At 61.3% G+C, this 16292-nt stretch carries 15 protein-coding genes; 7 read left to right on the top strand and 8 right to left on the bottom strand.

Annotation, left to right across the window (positions count from 1 at the left end; genetic code table 11):
* Positions 1–65: 65 nt before the first annotated feature.
* The 5 genes from PspS04_RS00390 to PspS04_RS00370 form a co-directional block, all read right to left on the bottom strand.
* Positions 66–1994, bottom strand: coding sequence for a GGDEF domain-containing protein (locus PspS04_RS00390; RefSeq protein WP_159992997.1), 1929 nt, complete (start codon positions 1992–1994; stop codon positions 66–68).
* Complete coding sequence (locus PspS04_RS00385; protein ID WP_095165150.1) at positions 1991–2869, bottom strand: endonuclease/exonuclease/phosphatase family protein; 879 nt, start codon at positions 2867–2869, stop codon at positions 1991–1993. The genes PspS04_RS00390 and PspS04_RS00385 overlap by 4 nt, the downstream gene beginning before the upstream one ends.
* Before the next feature lie 12 nt (positions 2870–2881).
* Positions 2882–3511 carry a thiol:disulfide interchange protein DsbA/DsbL gene (locus PspS04_RS00380; protein WP_095165208.1) on the bottom strand — a complete coding sequence of 210 codons (630 nt, stop codon included), beginning with the start codon at positions 3509–3511 and terminating at the stop codon, positions 2882–2884.
* Positions 3512–3711: 200 nt separating this feature from the next.
* A complete protein-coding gene (locus tag PspS04_RS00375) occupies positions 3712–4317 on the bottom strand; it encodes a c-type cytochrome (RefSeq protein ID WP_159992995.1) in 606 nt (201 codons plus the stop codon).
* 46 nt (positions 4318–4363) lie between these two features.
* A complete protein-coding gene (locus PspS04_RS00370; protein ID WP_095165206.1) occupies positions 4364–4654 on the bottom strand; it encodes a c-type cytochrome in 291 nt (96 codons plus the stop codon).
* A 190-nt stretch (positions 4655–4844) separates the two neighbouring features.
* Between PspS04_RS00370 and yihA the strand changes: the two genes are divergently transcribed.
* Positions 4845–5486, top strand: coding sequence for a ribosome biogenesis GTP-binding protein YihA/YsxC (yihA, locus tag PspS04_RS00365; protein ID WP_095165147.1), 642 nt, complete (start codon positions 4845–4847; stop codon positions 5484–5486).
* 299 nt (positions 5487–5785) lie between these two features.
* On the opposite strand, the gene polA is transcribed toward yihA, so the two are convergent.
* Positions 5786–8599, bottom strand: coding sequence for a DNA polymerase I (polA, locus tag PspS04_RS00360; RefSeq protein ID WP_159992993.1), 2814 nt, complete (start codon positions 8597–8599; stop codon positions 5786–5788).
* 74 nt (positions 8600–8673) lie between these two features.
* Between polA and PspS04_RS00355 the strand changes: the two genes are divergently transcribed.
* Both PspS04_RS00355 and PspS04_RS00350 read left to right on the top strand, forming a co-directional pair.
* Positions 8674–8964 carry a DUF2782 domain-containing protein gene (locus tag PspS04_RS00355; RefSeq protein ID WP_095165145.1) on the top strand — a complete coding sequence of 97 codons (291 nt, stop codon included), beginning with the start codon at positions 8674–8676 and terminating at the stop codon, positions 8962–8964.
* Between the two features lie 60 nt (positions 8965–9024).
* Positions 9025–9975 carry a homoserine kinase gene (locus tag PspS04_RS00350; protein WP_159992991.1) on the top strand — a complete coding sequence of 317 codons (951 nt, stop codon included), beginning with the start codon at positions 9025–9027 and terminating at the stop codon, positions 9973–9975.
* Positions 9976–10070: 95 nt separating this feature from the next.
* Here PspS04_RS00350 and PspS04_RS00345 read toward each other — a convergent pair whose 3' ends face one another.
* Positions 10071–11000 (bottom strand): zinc ABC transporter substrate-binding protein, encoded by a 930-nt coding sequence (locus tag PspS04_RS00345; RefSeq protein ID WP_159992989.1) that lies wholly within the window; start codon positions 10998–11000, stop codon positions 10071–10073.
* Positions 11001–11057: 57 nt separating this feature from the next.
* Here PspS04_RS00345 and zur point away from each other — a divergent pair, with 57 nt between their 5' ends.
* Genes zur through PspS04_RS00325 form a run of 4 tightly spaced genes read left to right on the top strand, consistent with a single transcriptional unit; the run spans position 11058 to position 13854 of the window.
* On the top strand, positions 11058–11540 hold the full coding sequence (gene zur / locus PspS04_RS00340) for a zinc uptake transcriptional repressor Zur (protein ID WP_095165142.1): 483 nt from the start codon (positions 11058–11060) through the stop codon (positions 11538–11540).
* On the top strand, positions 11540–12325 hold the full coding sequence (gene znuC / locus PspS04_RS00335; RefSeq protein ID WP_159992987.1) for a zinc ABC transporter ATP-binding protein ZnuC: 786 nt from the start codon (positions 11540–11542) through the stop codon (positions 12323–12325). Before zur ends, znuC begins: the two co-directional genes overlap by 1 nt.
* Positions 12318–13106: a zinc ABC transporter permease subunit ZnuB gene (znuB, locus tag PspS04_RS00330; protein WP_095165140.1), complete on the top strand. Its 789-nt coding sequence runs from the start codon at positions 12318–12320 to the stop codon at positions 13104–13106. Before znuC ends, znuB begins: the two co-directional genes overlap by 8 nt.
* Before the next feature lie 37 nt (positions 13107–13143).
* Complete coding sequence (locus PspS04_RS00325; protein WP_159992985.1) at positions 13144–13854, top strand: PA5502 family lipoprotein; 711 nt, start codon at positions 13144–13146, stop codon at positions 13852–13854.
* Positions 13855–13911: 57 nt separating this feature from the next.
* Here the strand turns inward: PspS04_RS00325 and katE are convergent, their stop codons facing one another.
* On the bottom strand, positions 13912–16116 hold the full coding sequence (katE, locus tag PspS04_RS00320; protein WP_257792309.1) for a catalase HPII: 2205 nt from the start codon (positions 16114–16116) through the stop codon (positions 13912–13914).
* Positions 16117–16292: the final 176 nt, after the last annotated feature.

Raw genomic sequence — 16292 nt, 5'->3', positions numbered from 1 at the left:
GTAACGTACCGCCCGATTCCAGACCGGCAAAAGCCCGCCATTTAAACAAAATGGGACAAATGCCCTCAACCCGCCTCGACACGGTTGCGCCCGGCATTTTTTGCCCGGTACAGCGCCTGATCGGCTCTTTTGAGTACCAGATCGCTGTGTTCTCCCGCCTTGAACGCCGACACGCCGATGGACGCCGTGATGGTCACTGGCTCACCCTTGAAATGAAACGGGCAGGCTTCAATTGCGGCGCGCAAACTTTCCAGCAACTTGACCCCCGCTACCAGCGCGGTTGCAGGCATCAGCAGGACAAACTCTTCACCGCCAAAGCGGGCGATGAAATCCGTACCGCGCAGGCGTTTGCGCAACACCGTGGCGATGATTTTCAGCACCTTGTCGCCGGCCAGGTGGCCGTAGTTATCGTTGATGTGCTTGAAATGGTCGAGATCGAGCATCGCCAGCAACAAGGTATTGCCGTGTTGCTGCCATTGGCCGACTTCATGCTCCAGGCGCTCGCTCCAGGCCGCGCGATTGGGCAAGCCGGTCAATGGGTCGACCAGGGCTTTCTGGCGCTGTTCTTCAAGGTGCTCGCGATATCCCTGGGCTTCCTGCTCCATGCTGGCCACCCGCGCGGCCAGGCCCTGCAGGCGCGCCGCGACTTCCTGCTCGCGCTCGTCACGTTGCTTCTGGTGCTGATCCATGGTGCTCAGCAAACCTTCAAGGTGGTTCTCCAGCACGTGCTTGAGCCCCTCGAGGTCAGCAGCCTCCTGCATGCTGCTCTGCAAGCCGTCGACCTGTTCACGGATCTGCGTATCCAGCTCCCGCGCCGCCGAGCGGTTGTCGGCGTGGCCTGCGCTGGCCGCCTGCAGGTTGCTCTGAAACGACTCCAGGCGCTCGTTGAGCTGCTTGAGGTAGACCTCGAACTCATGCTGGCCACTGTCGGTGATCGCCAGCATCAACACCGCCAGATCATCGAGGATCGGCAGCAGTTCGTACCAGTTCAACCCGTTTTTCAGGCGCTCGCGCATGGCTTCGGCTTGCGGTCGATGGCGTTCGGGCAAGGACAGATCATCCAACAGCCCCAACAGCGTGCTTTCTATGTGCTTGGCCACCGAGCTATAGGATGGTTCTGGCGAATCCGGCAGCGCGTAGAACAGCTCCGGCTCGCCCGGCTGCGGCTCCTGCTCGGCAAGGACGTCTGTCAGGGCAGGGGCTGTAGGCAATTCGTCCGCTGGCGCCGGGGGCGCTTCGTCGTCCGGTTGCGCGTCAGCAGCTGCGCATTCGGCAACCGGCTCCGGCAGCGGGGCGAAGACAGGTTCCTGCAGCAACGCCACGTCAGCCTCGACCTCAAGCTGGGCCTGAGGCGCCACTGTTGCTGGGGCGACTACCGCCGGAGCGGCTGATGATGGCGTCTCTATCAACAGCTCAGGGGCTGCTGGCGCAGCGTGTGTCGCAACGGCCGGCAGCAAATCCAGCTCCTGATCGCGAGCACCGAACAGACGTTGCAACAACCCCGGGCGATTGAGCTCCGCGGGATTGTCGAGAAGGTTCAGCGCCTGGCCTTGCAAGCCGCTGTACTCACCCAACAGCAGCGGTATCTCGCGGGCATGGCCGACGCGCCCATCCAGTTGCTTGGCAAAGGTCTTGAGCGGCCGGCTGACCTCACGGGGCAGGGGCAAGCGCTGCAGTTGCCGGACCAGCTCGGACAACGCCGTGCCGATTTGATCGACCCGGGTCTCGCGCCGCTGCTCGGAGTCGAGTACGGCTTTTTCCAGGCGCGGCAGCAGGGCGGCCAGGCCTGCATCCATGTCGTCGGTGCGGATGACTTCGCGCATTTCCTTCATGCACTGGTCAACCGCGCGGTCTGTGCCTTCTGCCGCCAGCGTGCTGCGCACCAGGCCACGACGCAGCAAGTCGAGGCGGGCATCCCAACGACGTTCGAGTTTTTCCTGTTGTTCGATGCTTTTGAGGTACTTCTCTTTCCAGCGGTTGGCTTCGTCGCTCATTCAGGGGTTCCGCGAGGGGCAGGACTCAACGCGGGCAATGCATCAGCCGTGAGCGAACCCGGCAGACGAATCTCTACCGCGACCGGCAGGTGATCGGAAATCGGTTGCGCCAGCACTTCGACCCGTTCGAGGGTCAGCGACGGGCTGAGTAGAATGTGGTCCAGGCAGCGTTGCGGACGCCAACTGGGGAAGGTCGCCTCGACTTGGGGCGCGAGCAGGCCAAGATCACGCAGGGGCGAGCTTTGCAGCAGGTCACTGGCGTGGGTATTCATGTCGCCCATGAGCACCTGGTGCTTATAGTCGCCGATCAGGTCGCGTATGTACGCCAGTTGCAGGGTCCTGACCCGGGCGCCCAGTGCCAGGTGCATCATCACCACCACCAGCGCCTCTGGCCCTTCGCCAAACCGCACCAGAATCGCACCGCGCCCCTTGGGCCCGGGCAATGGGTGATCTTCGATCACCCACGGACGTAGACGGCTAAGCACGCCATTGCTGTGCTGGCCGAGCCGACCGAGGTTGCGGTTGAGCTGTTGGTACCAGTAGGGGAAGGCGCCGAGCTGGGCCAGGTGTTCGACCTGGTTGACGTAGCCTGAACGCAGGCTGCCGCCATCGGCTTCCTGCAACGCGACCAGGTCATAGTCGCCCAGCAGGTTGCCAATCTTCTGCAGATTGTCGGCACGCCCGGTGTGTGGCAGCAGATGCTGCCAGCCCCGGGTCAGGTAATGCCGATAACGCTCGGTACTGATACCGACCTGGATGTTGAAGCTGAGTAGGCGCAGACGGCTGTCTGCGGGCAAGCCCGAGGGCTCCAGGTGGTGCTCGTTGACCCGCGGATCATGCCGGCCAACGATGCGTTCAGTACTCCAGCGGCGCATGGCGTGCGCCGCTTACTTAGCGGCGCGCTCCTTGGCGATCAACTGATCAGCCACGCTCAGGGCGCCTTCCGGGCCACCGGCGGTGCCGAGGTCAAAGCGGTACTTGCCATTGACGACCATGGTCGGTACGCCGGAGATCTGGTAGGCCTGGGCCTTTTTCTTGGCGTCCTCGACCTTGCCTTTGACGGCGAACGAATTGAAGGTGCTGAGGAACTTGTCCTTGTCGACGCCTTCGCCGACCAGGAACTCGGCCATTTCTTCCGGGGTCGCGAGTTTCTTGCCGCTGTGGATCGCTTCGAACACGGCCTTGTGGACCTTGTGCTCCACACCCATGGCTTCCAGGGTGATGAACATTTGGCCGTGGACGTTCCAGATACCGCCGAACATGGCCGGAATACGCACGAAGTTCACGTCGGCAGGCAGTTTCTCGGCCCATGGGTTGATGGTCGGCTCGAATGCATAGCAATGCGGGCAGCCATACCAGAACAGTTCCACGACTTCGATCTTGCCAGGCACCGCCACCGGAACGGCGTTGCTCAGTTCGACATATTGTTTACCGGCTTCAAGCGGTTCAGCAGCCTGGGCGGTCATGCCGAACAGGCTGGCGGTGACGAGTGCGGCGCTGAGAATCAGATTACGCATGCTTTGCTCCTGGACACATTGGCTCGCCTCGCGCGACCTGCGGTCTGGCAGGTCATGGCGGGCATCAGTTTTCTAGTGTAACGGCAGCGGCCACAAAAAAGGGCGGCCTAGGCCACCCTTTTTATGCTTGCATCGAAGGATTAATCGAGCGTTAACGTCGCGCGGGGACGATACCTCGCGCAGCGTCCGCTCAACCGGCCTTAGTGCAGGCCCTGGATGTAGTTGGACACGGCTTCGATGTCCTTGTTGCTCAGCTTCGCTGCAACACTTTGCATGATTTTCGCGTCACCGTCGTTGGTACGGTTACCTTCACGGAAATCGGTCAGTTGCTTGGCGGTGTATTGCGCATGCTGACCACCCAGGTGCGGGAAGGCCGCTGCTGCGTTGCCAGCGCCGTTAGGCGAGTGGCAACCGGTGCAGGAAGGCATGCCCTGGTCCAGCTTGCCGCCGCGGAACAACTCTTCACCGCGAGCCACGACTTTCGGATCCGCTGCGCCGACGCTGCCTTTCTGGCTGGCGAAGTAGGCAGAAATATCTGCCAGGTCCTGATCACTCAGGTTGGTCAGCAGGCCGGTCATTTCCAGAACGGTGCGCTTGCCCGACTTGATGTCGTGCAGTTGCTTGTTCAGGTAACGCTCACCCTGACCCGCCAGTTTTGGAAAATTTGGCGCCATGCTGTTGCCATCCGGGCCATGGCAAGCGCCACATACTGCGGCTTTCGCCTGACCAGCAGTCGCATCACCTGCAGCATGGGCAATGCCGGAGATCCCCACGGTCAACAGCAGACTCACGATCAATTTGTTCATCAGCTAATCCAACTACGGCTAAGGGTTAAAGAGTTATGGACCGGGATCACTCGCTCATCCACTGGATGATGGCCTGGTAATCCTCGGCACTGCAGTCCATGCACAAACCACGCGGCGGCATCGCCTTGAAACCCTGGGTCACGTGTTGCACCAGCGTCTCCATACCTTGCGCCAGTCTTGGCGTCCATGCCTGCTGGTCGCCCTTTCGAGGCGCCATTGGCAGTTGGCCGGAATGACAGGCTCCACAAACACGGTTGTACACAGCTTCCGGATCCTGTGTAGCCTGCGCGCCATATAGCGGCATCAAGACACCGGCAGCTAGCAGCCATTTCGTCATAAACGACCTTTTCAGGGTTGAGAGCGTGCTGCGTTCTAATGCGCAATCAAGGTCAATCGCTCTCGTGAACTTCATCCTACGCTGGGACAAAGCGCACACAAAATCTGCGGCATTATATACTGGCGTCACTGAAACGGAAACGACGCTGCTCTTTGCGACCAATCTCGGCACCGCCCACATCGGAAATCCCATGCAACTCAAGAACCCCATCCTCGGTCTGTGCCAACAGTCCACCTTCATGCTCAGCGCTGCCAAAGTCGATCAATGCCCCGACGACGAAGGCTTCGAAGTGGCGTTCGCCGGGCGGTCCAACGCCGGTAAATCCAGTGCGCTGAACACCCTGACCCACGCCAGCCTCGCGCGCACCTCCAAGACGCCAGGGCGCACACAGCTGTTGAACTTCTTCAAACTAGACGAAGAACGGCGTCTGGTCGACCTTCCTGGCTACGGCTACGCAAAAGTACCGATCCCACTGAAGCAGCACTGGCAGCGCCACCTGGAAGCCTACCTGGGCAGCCGTGAGAGCCTGAAGGGTCTGATCCTGATGATGGACATCCGTCATCCAATGACCGACTTCGACCTGCTGATGCTCGATTGGGCCGTGGCCAGCGGCATGCCGATGCACATTCTGCTGACCAAAGCCGACAAGCTGACCTACGGCGCAGCGAAAAACACCCTGCTCAAGGTCCAGGCGGAAATCCGCAAAGGCTGGGGCGAAGCCGTGACCATCCAGCTGTTCTCGGCCCCCAAACGCTTGGGTCTGGAAGACGCCTACACTGTTTTGGCGGACTGGATGGAGCTTGCGGACAAGGGCGCCGAGGCGACCGAGTAAAAGTCGCAGGCAAAAAAAACCCCGAATTTCATATGGGGAGGGAGAAATTCGGGGTTTAAGCTTCTGGACCGCTAGGGCGGGGTCCAGATATCTGCCAACACTTAACACAACATAGGAGCATCGAAGGGCTTCACCACCCATTCAGTAACTCTGAGTGGTGTTTCACGGGTTTAGTTCCTGACGGCGACAAAATCGATTAGCAATAAGCCCAAGATTTTTTCGACCTAAGCGCCTTGAACCCCGCAATTGCCGCGACACTATGCCGCGGCGCTCCCCGCAAAAAATCGCGAAAAAACGGCTCAGTGAGCCTCATCCCAGTTGTTGCCAACGCCGACTTCCACCAAAAGTGGCACATCGAGGGTGGCCGCAGCGCTCATGTGCTGGCGAATTTCTTCGCGCACTTGATCGACCAGGTCCTCGCGAACTTCCAGCACCAGTTCATCGTGTACCTGCAGGATCACCCGGGCGTCCAGCCCAGAACTCTCCAGCCAGTTATCCACAGCCACCATGGCCTTCTTGATGATGTCCGCCGCCGTACCTTGCATCGGTGCGTTGATCGCGGTGCGTTCAGCGCCGGCGCGCTCCTGCGGCTTATTGGAGTTGATCTCCGGCAGGTACAGCCGGCGACCGAACAGAGTCTCGACATAGCCCTGTTCCGCCGCCTGGGCGCGGGTGCGATCCATGTATTCACGCACGCCCGGGTAGCGTGCGAAATAGGTGTCGATATAAGCCTTGGCGGTCTTGGTGTCGACGCCGATGTCCTTGCCCAGCTTCTGTGCCCCCATGCCGTAGATCAGGCCGAAGTTGATGGCCTTGGCGCCGCGGCGCTGCTCGGTGGTGACATCCGCCAGCTCCACCCGAAACACTTCCGCAGCCGTGGCGGTGTGCACGTCCAGGTTGTTGCGAAAGGCATTGAGCAGGCCTTCATCGCGGGACAGGTGGGCCATGATCCGCAGCTCGATCTGCGAATAGTCCGCCGCCAGCAGTTTGTAGCCGCTCGGCGCAATGAAGGCCTGACGGATGCGCCGGCCTTCGGCGGTGCGCACCGGGATGTTCTGCAGGTTCGGATCACTGGAGGACAGCCGCCCGGTAGATGCCACCGCCTGGTGATAGGAGGTGTGGATACGGCCGGTACGGGGGTTGATCTGCTCAGGCAGTCGGTCGGTGTAGGTACTTTTCAGCTTGCTCATCGAGCGGTACTGCATCAGTACCTTGGGCAGTTGGTAGTCCTCTTCCGCGAGCTTGGCCAGTACCTCTTCGGCGGTGGACGGCTGGCCCTTGGCAGTCTTCTTCAACACCGGGTAGCCGAGTTTTTCGTAAAGAATCACTCCAAGCTGCTTGGGAGAGCCGAGGTTGAATTCCTCACCGGCAATCTCGAAGGCTTCACGCTCCAGCGCCACCAGCTTGTTGCCCAACTCGACGCTCTGTTCGCCGAGCAGCTTGTCATCTACCAGCGCGCCCTGACGCTCGATCCGCGCCAGCACGGGCACCAACGGCATCTCGATATCGCTCAGGACACTGGCCAGACTCGGGATGGCCGCCAGTTTTTCGTGCAGGGTCTGGTGCAGACGCAAGGTCACGTCGGCATCTTCGGCGGCATACGGACCAGCCTGTTCCAAGGCGATCTGATCGAAGGTCAGTTGCTTGACGCCCTTGCCGGCGATGTCCTGGAAGCTGACGGTGGTGTGATCCAGGTACTTCTGCGCCAGGCTGTCCATGTCATGGCGGGTGGCTACGGAGTTGAGTACGTAGGACTCAAGCATGGTGTCGAAGGCAATTCCACGCACGGTGATACCACACGCGTGATCGCCACCGATGGCGCAGTTGGCCAGGATATTCATGTCGAATTTGGCGTGCTGGCCGACCTTGAGCTTTGCAGGGTCTTCGAGCAGCGGCTTGAGCGCGCGCAAGACCGTGTCGCGGTCCAACTGTTCCGGCACGCCGATGTAGGAATGAGTCAGCGGGATGTAGGCCGCTTCGTTGGCCTGCACCGCGAAGGACAGACCCACCAATTGCGCCTGCTGGGCGTCGATGCCGGTGGTCTCGGTATCGAAGGCGAACAGCTTGGCGTTGCTGAGTTTCTGCAGCCAGACCTCAAAACGCGCCTGATCGAGGATGGTTTCGTACTGCGCCTCAGCCGCCACGGGCTCTGCAACGGCTACGTCGGTCTCGACCGCGCTCAGCAGATCGGTCGCGGGCTCGGGCTGAGCCGCTGCCGCCAGCTCGACGCGCTTGGTATCACGCTGCAATTCGTCGGACCAGCTCTTGAACTCGAGCAGGGCATACAGCTCGGCCAGTTTGTCGCGGTCCGGCTCGCGCAGGTGCAGGTCATCCAGGCCCACATCCAGCGGTACATCGACCTTGATGGTCGCCAACTGGTAGGACAGGAACGCCATTTCCCGATGTTCTTCGAGCTTGGCCGGCAGTGTCTTGGCGCCACGAATCGGCAGGCTCGGGACCATATCGAGCTGCGCATAGAGTTCGGTCAGACCGCCGTTCACCCCAACCAACAGGCCGGATGCGGTCTTGGGTCCAATCCCCGGAACCCCGGGAATGTTGTCGGAGGAGTCGCCCATCAGCGCCAGGTAGTCGATGATCTGCTCGGGAGCGACACCGAATTTCTCCTTCACGCCAGCCACGTCCATCGAACTACCGGTCATGGTATTGACCAAGGTAATGTGCCCGTCGACCAGTTGCGCCATGTCCTTGTCGCCAGTGGAAATCACCACCGGGCGGTCAGCGGCCGCGCTGCTGCGGGCCAGCGTACCGATCACATCGTCCGCCTCGACGCCTTCGACGCACAGCAGCGGGAAGCCGAGGGCGATCACGCTGGCGTGCAGGGGCTCGATCTGGACGCGCATGTCGTCAGGCATGCTCGGTCGGTTGGCCTTGTATTCGGCGTACATGTCGTCGCGAAAGGTCCCACCCTTGGCGTCGAACACGACGGCGAACGGGCTGTCCGGGTACTGCTTGCGAAGACTCTTGAGCATGTTCAGCACGCCCTTGACCGCTCCGGTCGGCAGGCCTTTGGAAGTGGTCAAAGGTGGCAGCGCGTGAAAGGCGCGGTACAGGTATGAAGAACCGTCCACCAGGACGAGGGGGGCTTGGCTCATGAGCAGGATCAACCTTTTCGGCGGGTCCGGCGCTAGAATAGCGGGACCGTTGACGACAAAGGGACAAGGTTATCATGCGCACACTCAATCGCCTGTTGCTGGCTGGCTTGTTTAGCTTCATTCCATTGGCTGCCATGGCGGCGGACGATGCACCGACTGCGGATCCGGAAGTCACCATCCGTACCGAAGGCGACAAGACCATCCAGGAGTACCGCCAGAACGGCTTCCTGTATGCGATCAAGGTCACCCCCAAGGGTGGCAAGCCGTACTTCCTGGTGCGCTCGGACGGTACGGATGCCAACTTTATTCGCTCGGATCAGCCCGATATGCTGATCCCGGCGTGGAAGATCTTTGAGTGGAAGTAGTTTCTTAACTTTAATCGGCGCTGGCTTGATCGCCGCGCCCGAACTGAGCAGTTTTTAACCATGTCTGTGTTCACCCCCCTGGCTCGGCCCGAGCTGGAAACCTTTCTCGCCCCTTATGGGCTTGGCCGCCTGCTTGATTTCCAGGGGATTGCCGCTGGTAGCGAAAACACCAATTTTTTCATCAGCCTGGAACAGGGCGAGTTCGTCCTGACCCTGGTCGAGCGCGGCCCAGTGCAGGAAATGCCGTTCTTCATCGAACTGCTGGACGTCCTGCACAACGCCAACCTGCCGGTGCCCTACGCCCTGCGCACTACCGATGGCGTCGCCTTGCGCGAGCTGGCCGGCAAACCTGCGCTGTTGCAGCCGCGGCTGGCGGGCAAGCACATCAAGGTGGCCAACGCGCAGCACTGCGCGCAAGTCGGCGAGTTGCTGGCGCACCTGCATCTGGCGACCAAGGACCAGATGATCAAGCGCAAGACCGATCGCGGCCTGGACTGGATGCTCGAAGAAGGCACGCAGTTGCTCTCGCACTTGGGCGACGAGTCGCGCCAACTGCTGCAACGCGCCCTGGACGAGATCAACGAGCAGAAGGTGAAGATCCTCGCCCTGCCACGGGCCAACATCCACGCCGACCTGTTCCGCGACAATGCGATGTTCGAAGGCACTCACCTGACCGGGCTGATCGACTTCTACAACGCCTGTTCCGGCCCGATGCTCTATGACGTGGCCATCGCCCTGAACGACTGGTGCTCGGACGACGATGGCCTGATCGACGGCCCACGCGCACGGGCCCTGCTCGGGGCCTATGCGGCGCTGCGCCCGTTCAGCGCTGCCGAGGCCGAACTGTGGCCGACCCTGCTGCGCGTGGCCTGCGTGCGGTTCTGGCTGTCACGCCTGATCGCTGCCGAATCCTTTGCCGGGCAAGACGTGCTGATTCACGATCCGATGGAATTCGAGCAGCGTCTGGCCCAGCGCCAGCAGGTCAGTACGCCGTTGCCGTTCGCGCTTTAAAAGCTTCGCGGGCAAGCCTCGCCCCTACGCAGAGCAATTCCTGCGCCTGTAGGAACAAGGCTCGCCCGCGATAGGATCGCCACATATCTCGGCGCTTACAGCGACTCCAGGCACCCTGCCAGGTCATTGCCCAGCTTATCCAACACCTGCTCATAACCCTGGGCAGTTGCTGGCGTATAGCCGCCGAGCGCATCCAGCTCGGCCAGCTTCACCGGCAAACCGGCCACCAGGGTCTCCGCTAGACGAGGGCGCAGTGGCGGTTCGCTGAACACGCAGGTCTTGCCGACGGCCTGCAGGCGCGCACGCATCGCCGCCACATGCTGGGCACCCGGCTGCACTTCGGCGGCCACGCTGAACACACCCACATGCTTGAGACCGTAGGCGTCCTCAAAATAGTCGAACGCTTCGTGGAACACGAAGTAAGGCTTGCCTTCGACCACCGCCAGGCGTGCTTTCAAACGCAGGTCCAGCGCATCGAGACGCTCATCGAAAGCCTTCAGGTTGTTTTGATAACGCGGAGCATTGGCCGGATCGGCAGCGCTCAGGTCAGTAGCGATTTTCGCCGCAATCACCCGCGCATTCACCGGCGATAGCCACAGATGGGCATCGAGGCTGCCGGGGCGATGATCGTGATCGTGCTCGTCGGCCTCTTCGGCGTGGGAGTGATTGTCCTCGGCAAAATGGCGCAGCTTCAGGCCCGGCAGCCCCTGCAGGGCCACCGATGGCAAGTTGCGCCCCTTGAGGACTCGGGGCAGGAAACCTTCCATGTCGGGGCCGATCCAGTACAGCAGGTCTGCCGACTGCACGCGCCGTACGTCGGAAGGTCGCAAGGCGTAGTTATGGGGTGAAGCGCCCGGCGGCAACAGGACTTCCGGCACGCCGAGGCCGTCCTGCACCGCAGCAGCTATCAGCTGTACCGGCTTGATACTGGTCAGGACCCTGACTTCGGCGTGAGCGGCGTTGATCGTGAAGAAACTGGCAGCAAATGTGACAAGGATGGCAAAAAGTCTGGACACGATGACCACTCAAAGAGGCGAGAACGGGTAATATAATAACGTCTCTCACAAAATTCGTCGCCGCTCATGCCTAAAACACCGCTTGCCAGTCGTCCCCACGACCACTCCCATTGCGTGCACACCGCGCTGTCCGAGGCTGATGCGATCTGCGCACGCCAAGGCTTGCGCCTGACTGCATTGCGCCGTCGGGTGCTGGAGCTGGTGTGGCAGAGCCACAAGCCGCTGGGCGCCTACGACATCCTGGCAGTGCTCAGTGAGCAGGACGGCCGTCGCGCCGCGCCGCCCACCGTGTACCGCGCCCTGGACTTCCTGCTGGACAACGGCCTGGTGCATCGCATCTCGTCGCTCAACGCCTTCGTTGGCTGCAACCACCCAGGGCACGCCCACCAGGGCCAGTTCCTGATCTGCCGGGAATGCCACGCGGCTATCGAGCTGGAACAGAAAACCATCAGCGACAGCATCATCCACAGCGCCGGCGAAGTTGGCTTTGTGGTCGAAGGCCAGACGGTCGAAGTGGTCGGGCTCTGTTCGGGCTGCCAGGGGGCTTGATGAGCACTGCGTTGATTCGCCTGGAACAGGTGACGGTGACCTTTGCCGGACAAAACGTACTGGACAACATCCAGCTCAGCGTCGAGCCAGGGCAGATCGTCACCCTGATCGGCCCCAACGGTGCCGGCAAAACTACCCTGGTGCGCGCCGTGCTCGGCCTGCTCAAGCCCGACAGCGGCAGTGTGTGGCGCAAGCCGAAGCTGCGGGTCGGCTACATGCCGCAAAAACTCCACGTCGACCCCACCCTGCCGCTGTCGGTACTGCGCTTTTTGCGCCTGGTGCCCGGCGTGGACCGGGCACGAGCCCTGGCCGCACTCAAGGAAGTCGGTGCCGAACAGGTGATCGACAGCCCGGTGCAGAGCGTCTCCGGCGGTGAAATGCAGCGCGTGCTGCTGGCCCGGGCGCTGCTGCGCGAGCCGCAACTACTGGTGCTCGACGAGCCGGTCCAGGGTGTCGATGTCGCCGGGCAGGCCGAGCTGTACAGCTTGATCACCCGCCTGCGCGACCGTCACGGCTGCGGTGTGCTGATGGTCTCCCACGACCTGCACCTGGTGATGAGCACCACCGACCAGGTGGTCTGCCTCAATCGCCATGTCTGCTGCTCCGGCCACCCGGAGCAGGTCAGCGGCGACCCGGCCTTTGTCGAGCTGTTCGGCAAGAACGCGCAAAGCCTGGCGATCTATCACCACCATCACGATCATGCCCACGACCTGCACGGCTCGGTCGTCAGCGCGGCGCCCGCCGCTCATACCCACGTTCACGGAGATGGCTGCAAGCATGGCTGATTTTCTGTTGTATGCCCTGCTCGCAGGCCTGGCCCTGGCCGTCGTGGCTGGCCCTCTGGGATCATTCGTGGTCTGGCGGCGCATGGCCTATTTTGGCGACACCCTATCCCACGCGGCCTTGCTTGGCGTGGCCCTGGGCTTCTTGCTGGATGTCAGCCCGACCATCGCCGTCACCGTCGGCTGCCTGTTGCTGGCCGTGCTGCTGGTGACCCTGCAACAGCGTCAACCACTGGCCTCAGACACCCTGCTAGGGATTCTTGCACCCAGCACCCTCTCTCTGGGCCTGGTGGTACTAAGCTTCATGCATGAAGTGCGGATCGACCTGATGGCCTATCTGTTCGGCGACCTGCTGGCGATCAGCCCCGGCGACCTGGCCTGGATCCTCGGCGGCAGTACGGCTGTCCTGCTGTTGCTGGTGGCGCTGTGGCGGCCATTGCTGGCCATTACCGTGCACGAAGAGCTGGCCATGGTCGAAGGCCTGCCCGTGGCGGCGTTGCGCCTGACCTTGATGCTGTTGATTGCGGTCGTGATCGCGGTGGCGATGAAAATCGTCGGGGTGTTGCTGATCACCTCATTGCTGATCATTCCGGCGGCTGCGGCACAACGCCACGCTCGCTCGCCCGAGCAAATGGCCTTGGGTGCAAGCTTGCTGGGTATACTCGCGGTCTGCGGTGGCCTGGCGCTGTCGTGGTTCAAGGACACGCCGGCCGGCCCCTCGATTGTGGTCGTTGCCGCCGCGCTGTTTCTGCTGAGTTTTGTCCTGCCCCGCCGAGGGGTGTAGACTTGCTCGTTTTTTGCGCAATCAGAGAGTCGCAGGAATGAAGCCGTTCGCCTCCCGTTATCTGCTCCTTGCTGCATTTTTGCTGCTGGGCGCCTGCCAAAGCACACCGCCAGCGCCCGAGATCCCGGACGCGCGCGCGACGGCCATCGCCCAGCTGGAACAAAGCCTGGCCAGCAATGAGCTGGCCACCGCCGAAGATCAACTGGCGGCCTTGCAGGCGCAATCGCCCAACGACCAGTCCTTGGAGCAATACCAGCGCCAACTGGCCGAAGCCTATTTGCAGCGCAGCCAGATCGTCCTGCAAAAAGGTGACGTCAACGCGGCAGCCACTGCCCTTAGCCGCGCACGGGTGCTGATGCCCAAGGCGCCGGCACTGACCGGCGGCGTCAACGGTGCCATCACCGAGGCCCGTAAAGCCGAGCTGGAAAAAGCCGAGGCCGCCCTCTTGGCTGCCGCTGCCAAACCCCAGGCCAAGGTCATCGACCCGACCGCCGAAAGTACCACCGTGGCACTGAACATCACCGATAGTCGGCAACTTCGGCGCCAACTGGATGCGATTGCCGCCGATGTAGTGAATTACCAGTGTGACGTCAGCATCCAGGCACCCCGCACCCAGGATTACCCGTGGCTGGCGACCTTGCTGAGCAAGCGGGTAAAGAAACTCGACCCCGATTTTGACCTGAAGATCGAGCGGCAGATCCTGCGCCACATTCCGGCGCAAATGGTCTTGGCACCGCGCAAGGATTGATAAGCGCTGTTCGCTGGCGAGCCACAAAGCGGGCGCCAGCGAAAGCGCTCTTTTTGCCTACGCCGGCACCGCCTTGGCCTTCGCCTCACGATCCCACACCCGATGCTGCCCGATCGCGGCAAAGAACCCCTTGGTCAACGTGGCACCCGCGCCCACCAACAGCCCGGCATCGGCTTGCAGCTTCAACACATCGAGCAATTGCTTGGCCTCGCCCTGCAGCGCGATCGCCTTGAGGTGCTTGTACGCCTCCAACAGGTAGTGCAGCGCCACGCCATCGGTACTCAACGCCTTGATTGACGCAGCGCCACCCGGCACGAACACCGCATCGAAAGCCACCGACGGCGACCCTTCCATGGACCCATCCACCGGCAGGCTTTTACCATCTGTGGTTTTCACTGGCGCCGACGTCGGCCCCAACAGCTTGGCATGTGCGCCTTCTGCCTCCAGGGCTTTTTTCATGGCATTGATCGCCGCGCCATCGACGCCGTTGGCCGCCAGGATCGCGACTTTGCGGGTCTTGATGTTTTCCGGCAGCAAATTGGCCTGACTGAGCGCAGGAGAGCGCTCCAGCACGGTTTTGCGCACTTGCACGGTGCCCGCCTTGGGTGCCGGCAGTCCGAGGTTCTGCGCTACACGCCCGGCCAGATCCAGGTCGATGTTGGCAAGGATTTCATTGACCTGCCGCGCCCGGATGAATTCACGTTCGACCTTGCCCAGCTCGAAGCTGTAGGCCGCGATGATGTGCTCCTGCTCGTGCTTGCTCATGCTGTGGAAGAACAGCCGCGCCTGGGAGAAGTGATCACTGAAGGATTCGCTGCGCTGGCGGATCTTGTTGGCGTCGATGCGCTCGGGATAGCTCTCGAAGCCGCCATCAACGGCCGCCGGAGGGGTTTCTTTCGGCCAGCCGCCATCGATGGAGTTCGGCTCATAGGCCGCGCGCCCCTTGTCGATGGTGGTGCGGTGCAACGCATCACGTTGGCCGTTGTGGAACGGCGCGATAGGACGATTGATGGGTATCTCGTGAAAATTCGGTCCGCCGAGTCGGCTGATCTGCGTGTCGGTGTAGGAAAATAGCCGGCCTTGCAGCAGCGGGTCATTGGAGAAATCGATCCCCGGCACGATATGCCCAGGACAGAACGCCACCTGCTCGGTTTCGGCGAAAAAGTTGTCCGGGTTACGGTTGAGCACCATTTTGCCCAGCGGAGTGATCGGCACCAACTCCTCGGGAATCAACTTGGTGGGGTCGAGGATGTCGAAATCGAAGGCATGCTCGTTTTCCTCCTCGATGACTTGAACCCCCAGCTCCCACTCGGGATAGTCGCCCATCTCGATCGCGTCCCACAGGTCGCGGCGATGATAGTCGGTATCTTTGCCCGCAAGCTTCTGGGCTTCATCCCACACCAGCGAGCAGGTGCCTGCGGTGGGGCGCCAGTGGAACTTCACAAAACGCGACTTACCGGCCGCATTGATCAAGCGGAAGGTGTGGACACCAAAGCCCTGCATGCTACGCAGGCTTTTGGGAATCGCCCGATCGGACATGGCCCAGATCACCATGTGCGCCGACTCTGGCTGCAGTGACACAAAATCCCAGAACGTATCGTGCGCCGAACCACCGGTAGGTATTTCGTTGTGGGGTTCGGGTTTTACGGCGTGGACGAAGTCAGGAAACTTGATGGCATCCTGGATGAAAAATACCGGCATGTTGTTGCCAACCAGGTCGAAGTTGCCTTGCTCGGTGAAGAACTTCACGGCGAACCCACGCACATCTCGCACGGTATCACCGGAGCCACGCGGGCCTTGTACCGTGGAAAACCGCACGAACACCGGTGTTTTATGCCCGGGGTCCTGTAGGAAACCGGCCTTGGTCAGCTCGGCGTGGTTCTCGTAACTCTGAAAGAAGCCATGCGCCCCGGTGCCCCGGGCATGCACGATGCGTTCGGGAATCCGCTCATGGTCAAAATGGGTGATCTTTTCCCGCATGATGAAGTCTTCGAGCAGCGAAGGCCCGCGCGCGCCAGCCTTCAAGCTATTCTGGTTATCGGCGACCTTTACCCCCTGATTGGTGCGCAACGCTTGTTCGCTGGCGTCCGAACGAAAGGCTTCCAGGCTTTGCAGCTTGGCGTTGCTGTTGGCGCGGTCCGGGGTATCGGTGCCGGCCAGTTGGCTCTTGCCGGCGTCAGGTTTTTTGGTACTCATCAGTGCTGAACTCCTCGATGGGGATTCGCGCGTACGGCGAGATCCATGAGCTAAGTCCCCAGGCACGGTCCCGGGTGTTTTTCAGTGCTGAAGTAGTGACTGACGTGGAGTGGGGCCGTTCCTTTTTTATGACCTTTGATCGCGTTATTGCCAAATGAAAGGATGAATACGAAATAAATGCTAAGAACCTCTATACGGACAGGCTAAAATGCGCGCCCGGCTAACCGCTGATCCTTTTCTAA

Origin of the sequence: Pseudomonas sp. S04 (assembly GCF_009834545.1) — a bacterium.
In the GTDB taxonomy this organism is placed as follows: domain Bacteria; phylum Pseudomonadota; class Gammaproteobacteria; order Pseudomonadales; family Pseudomonadaceae; genus Aquipseudomonas.
Note: the sequence above shows the minus strand (reverse complement) of the source record. Positions and strands in the feature narration are given on the sequence as shown.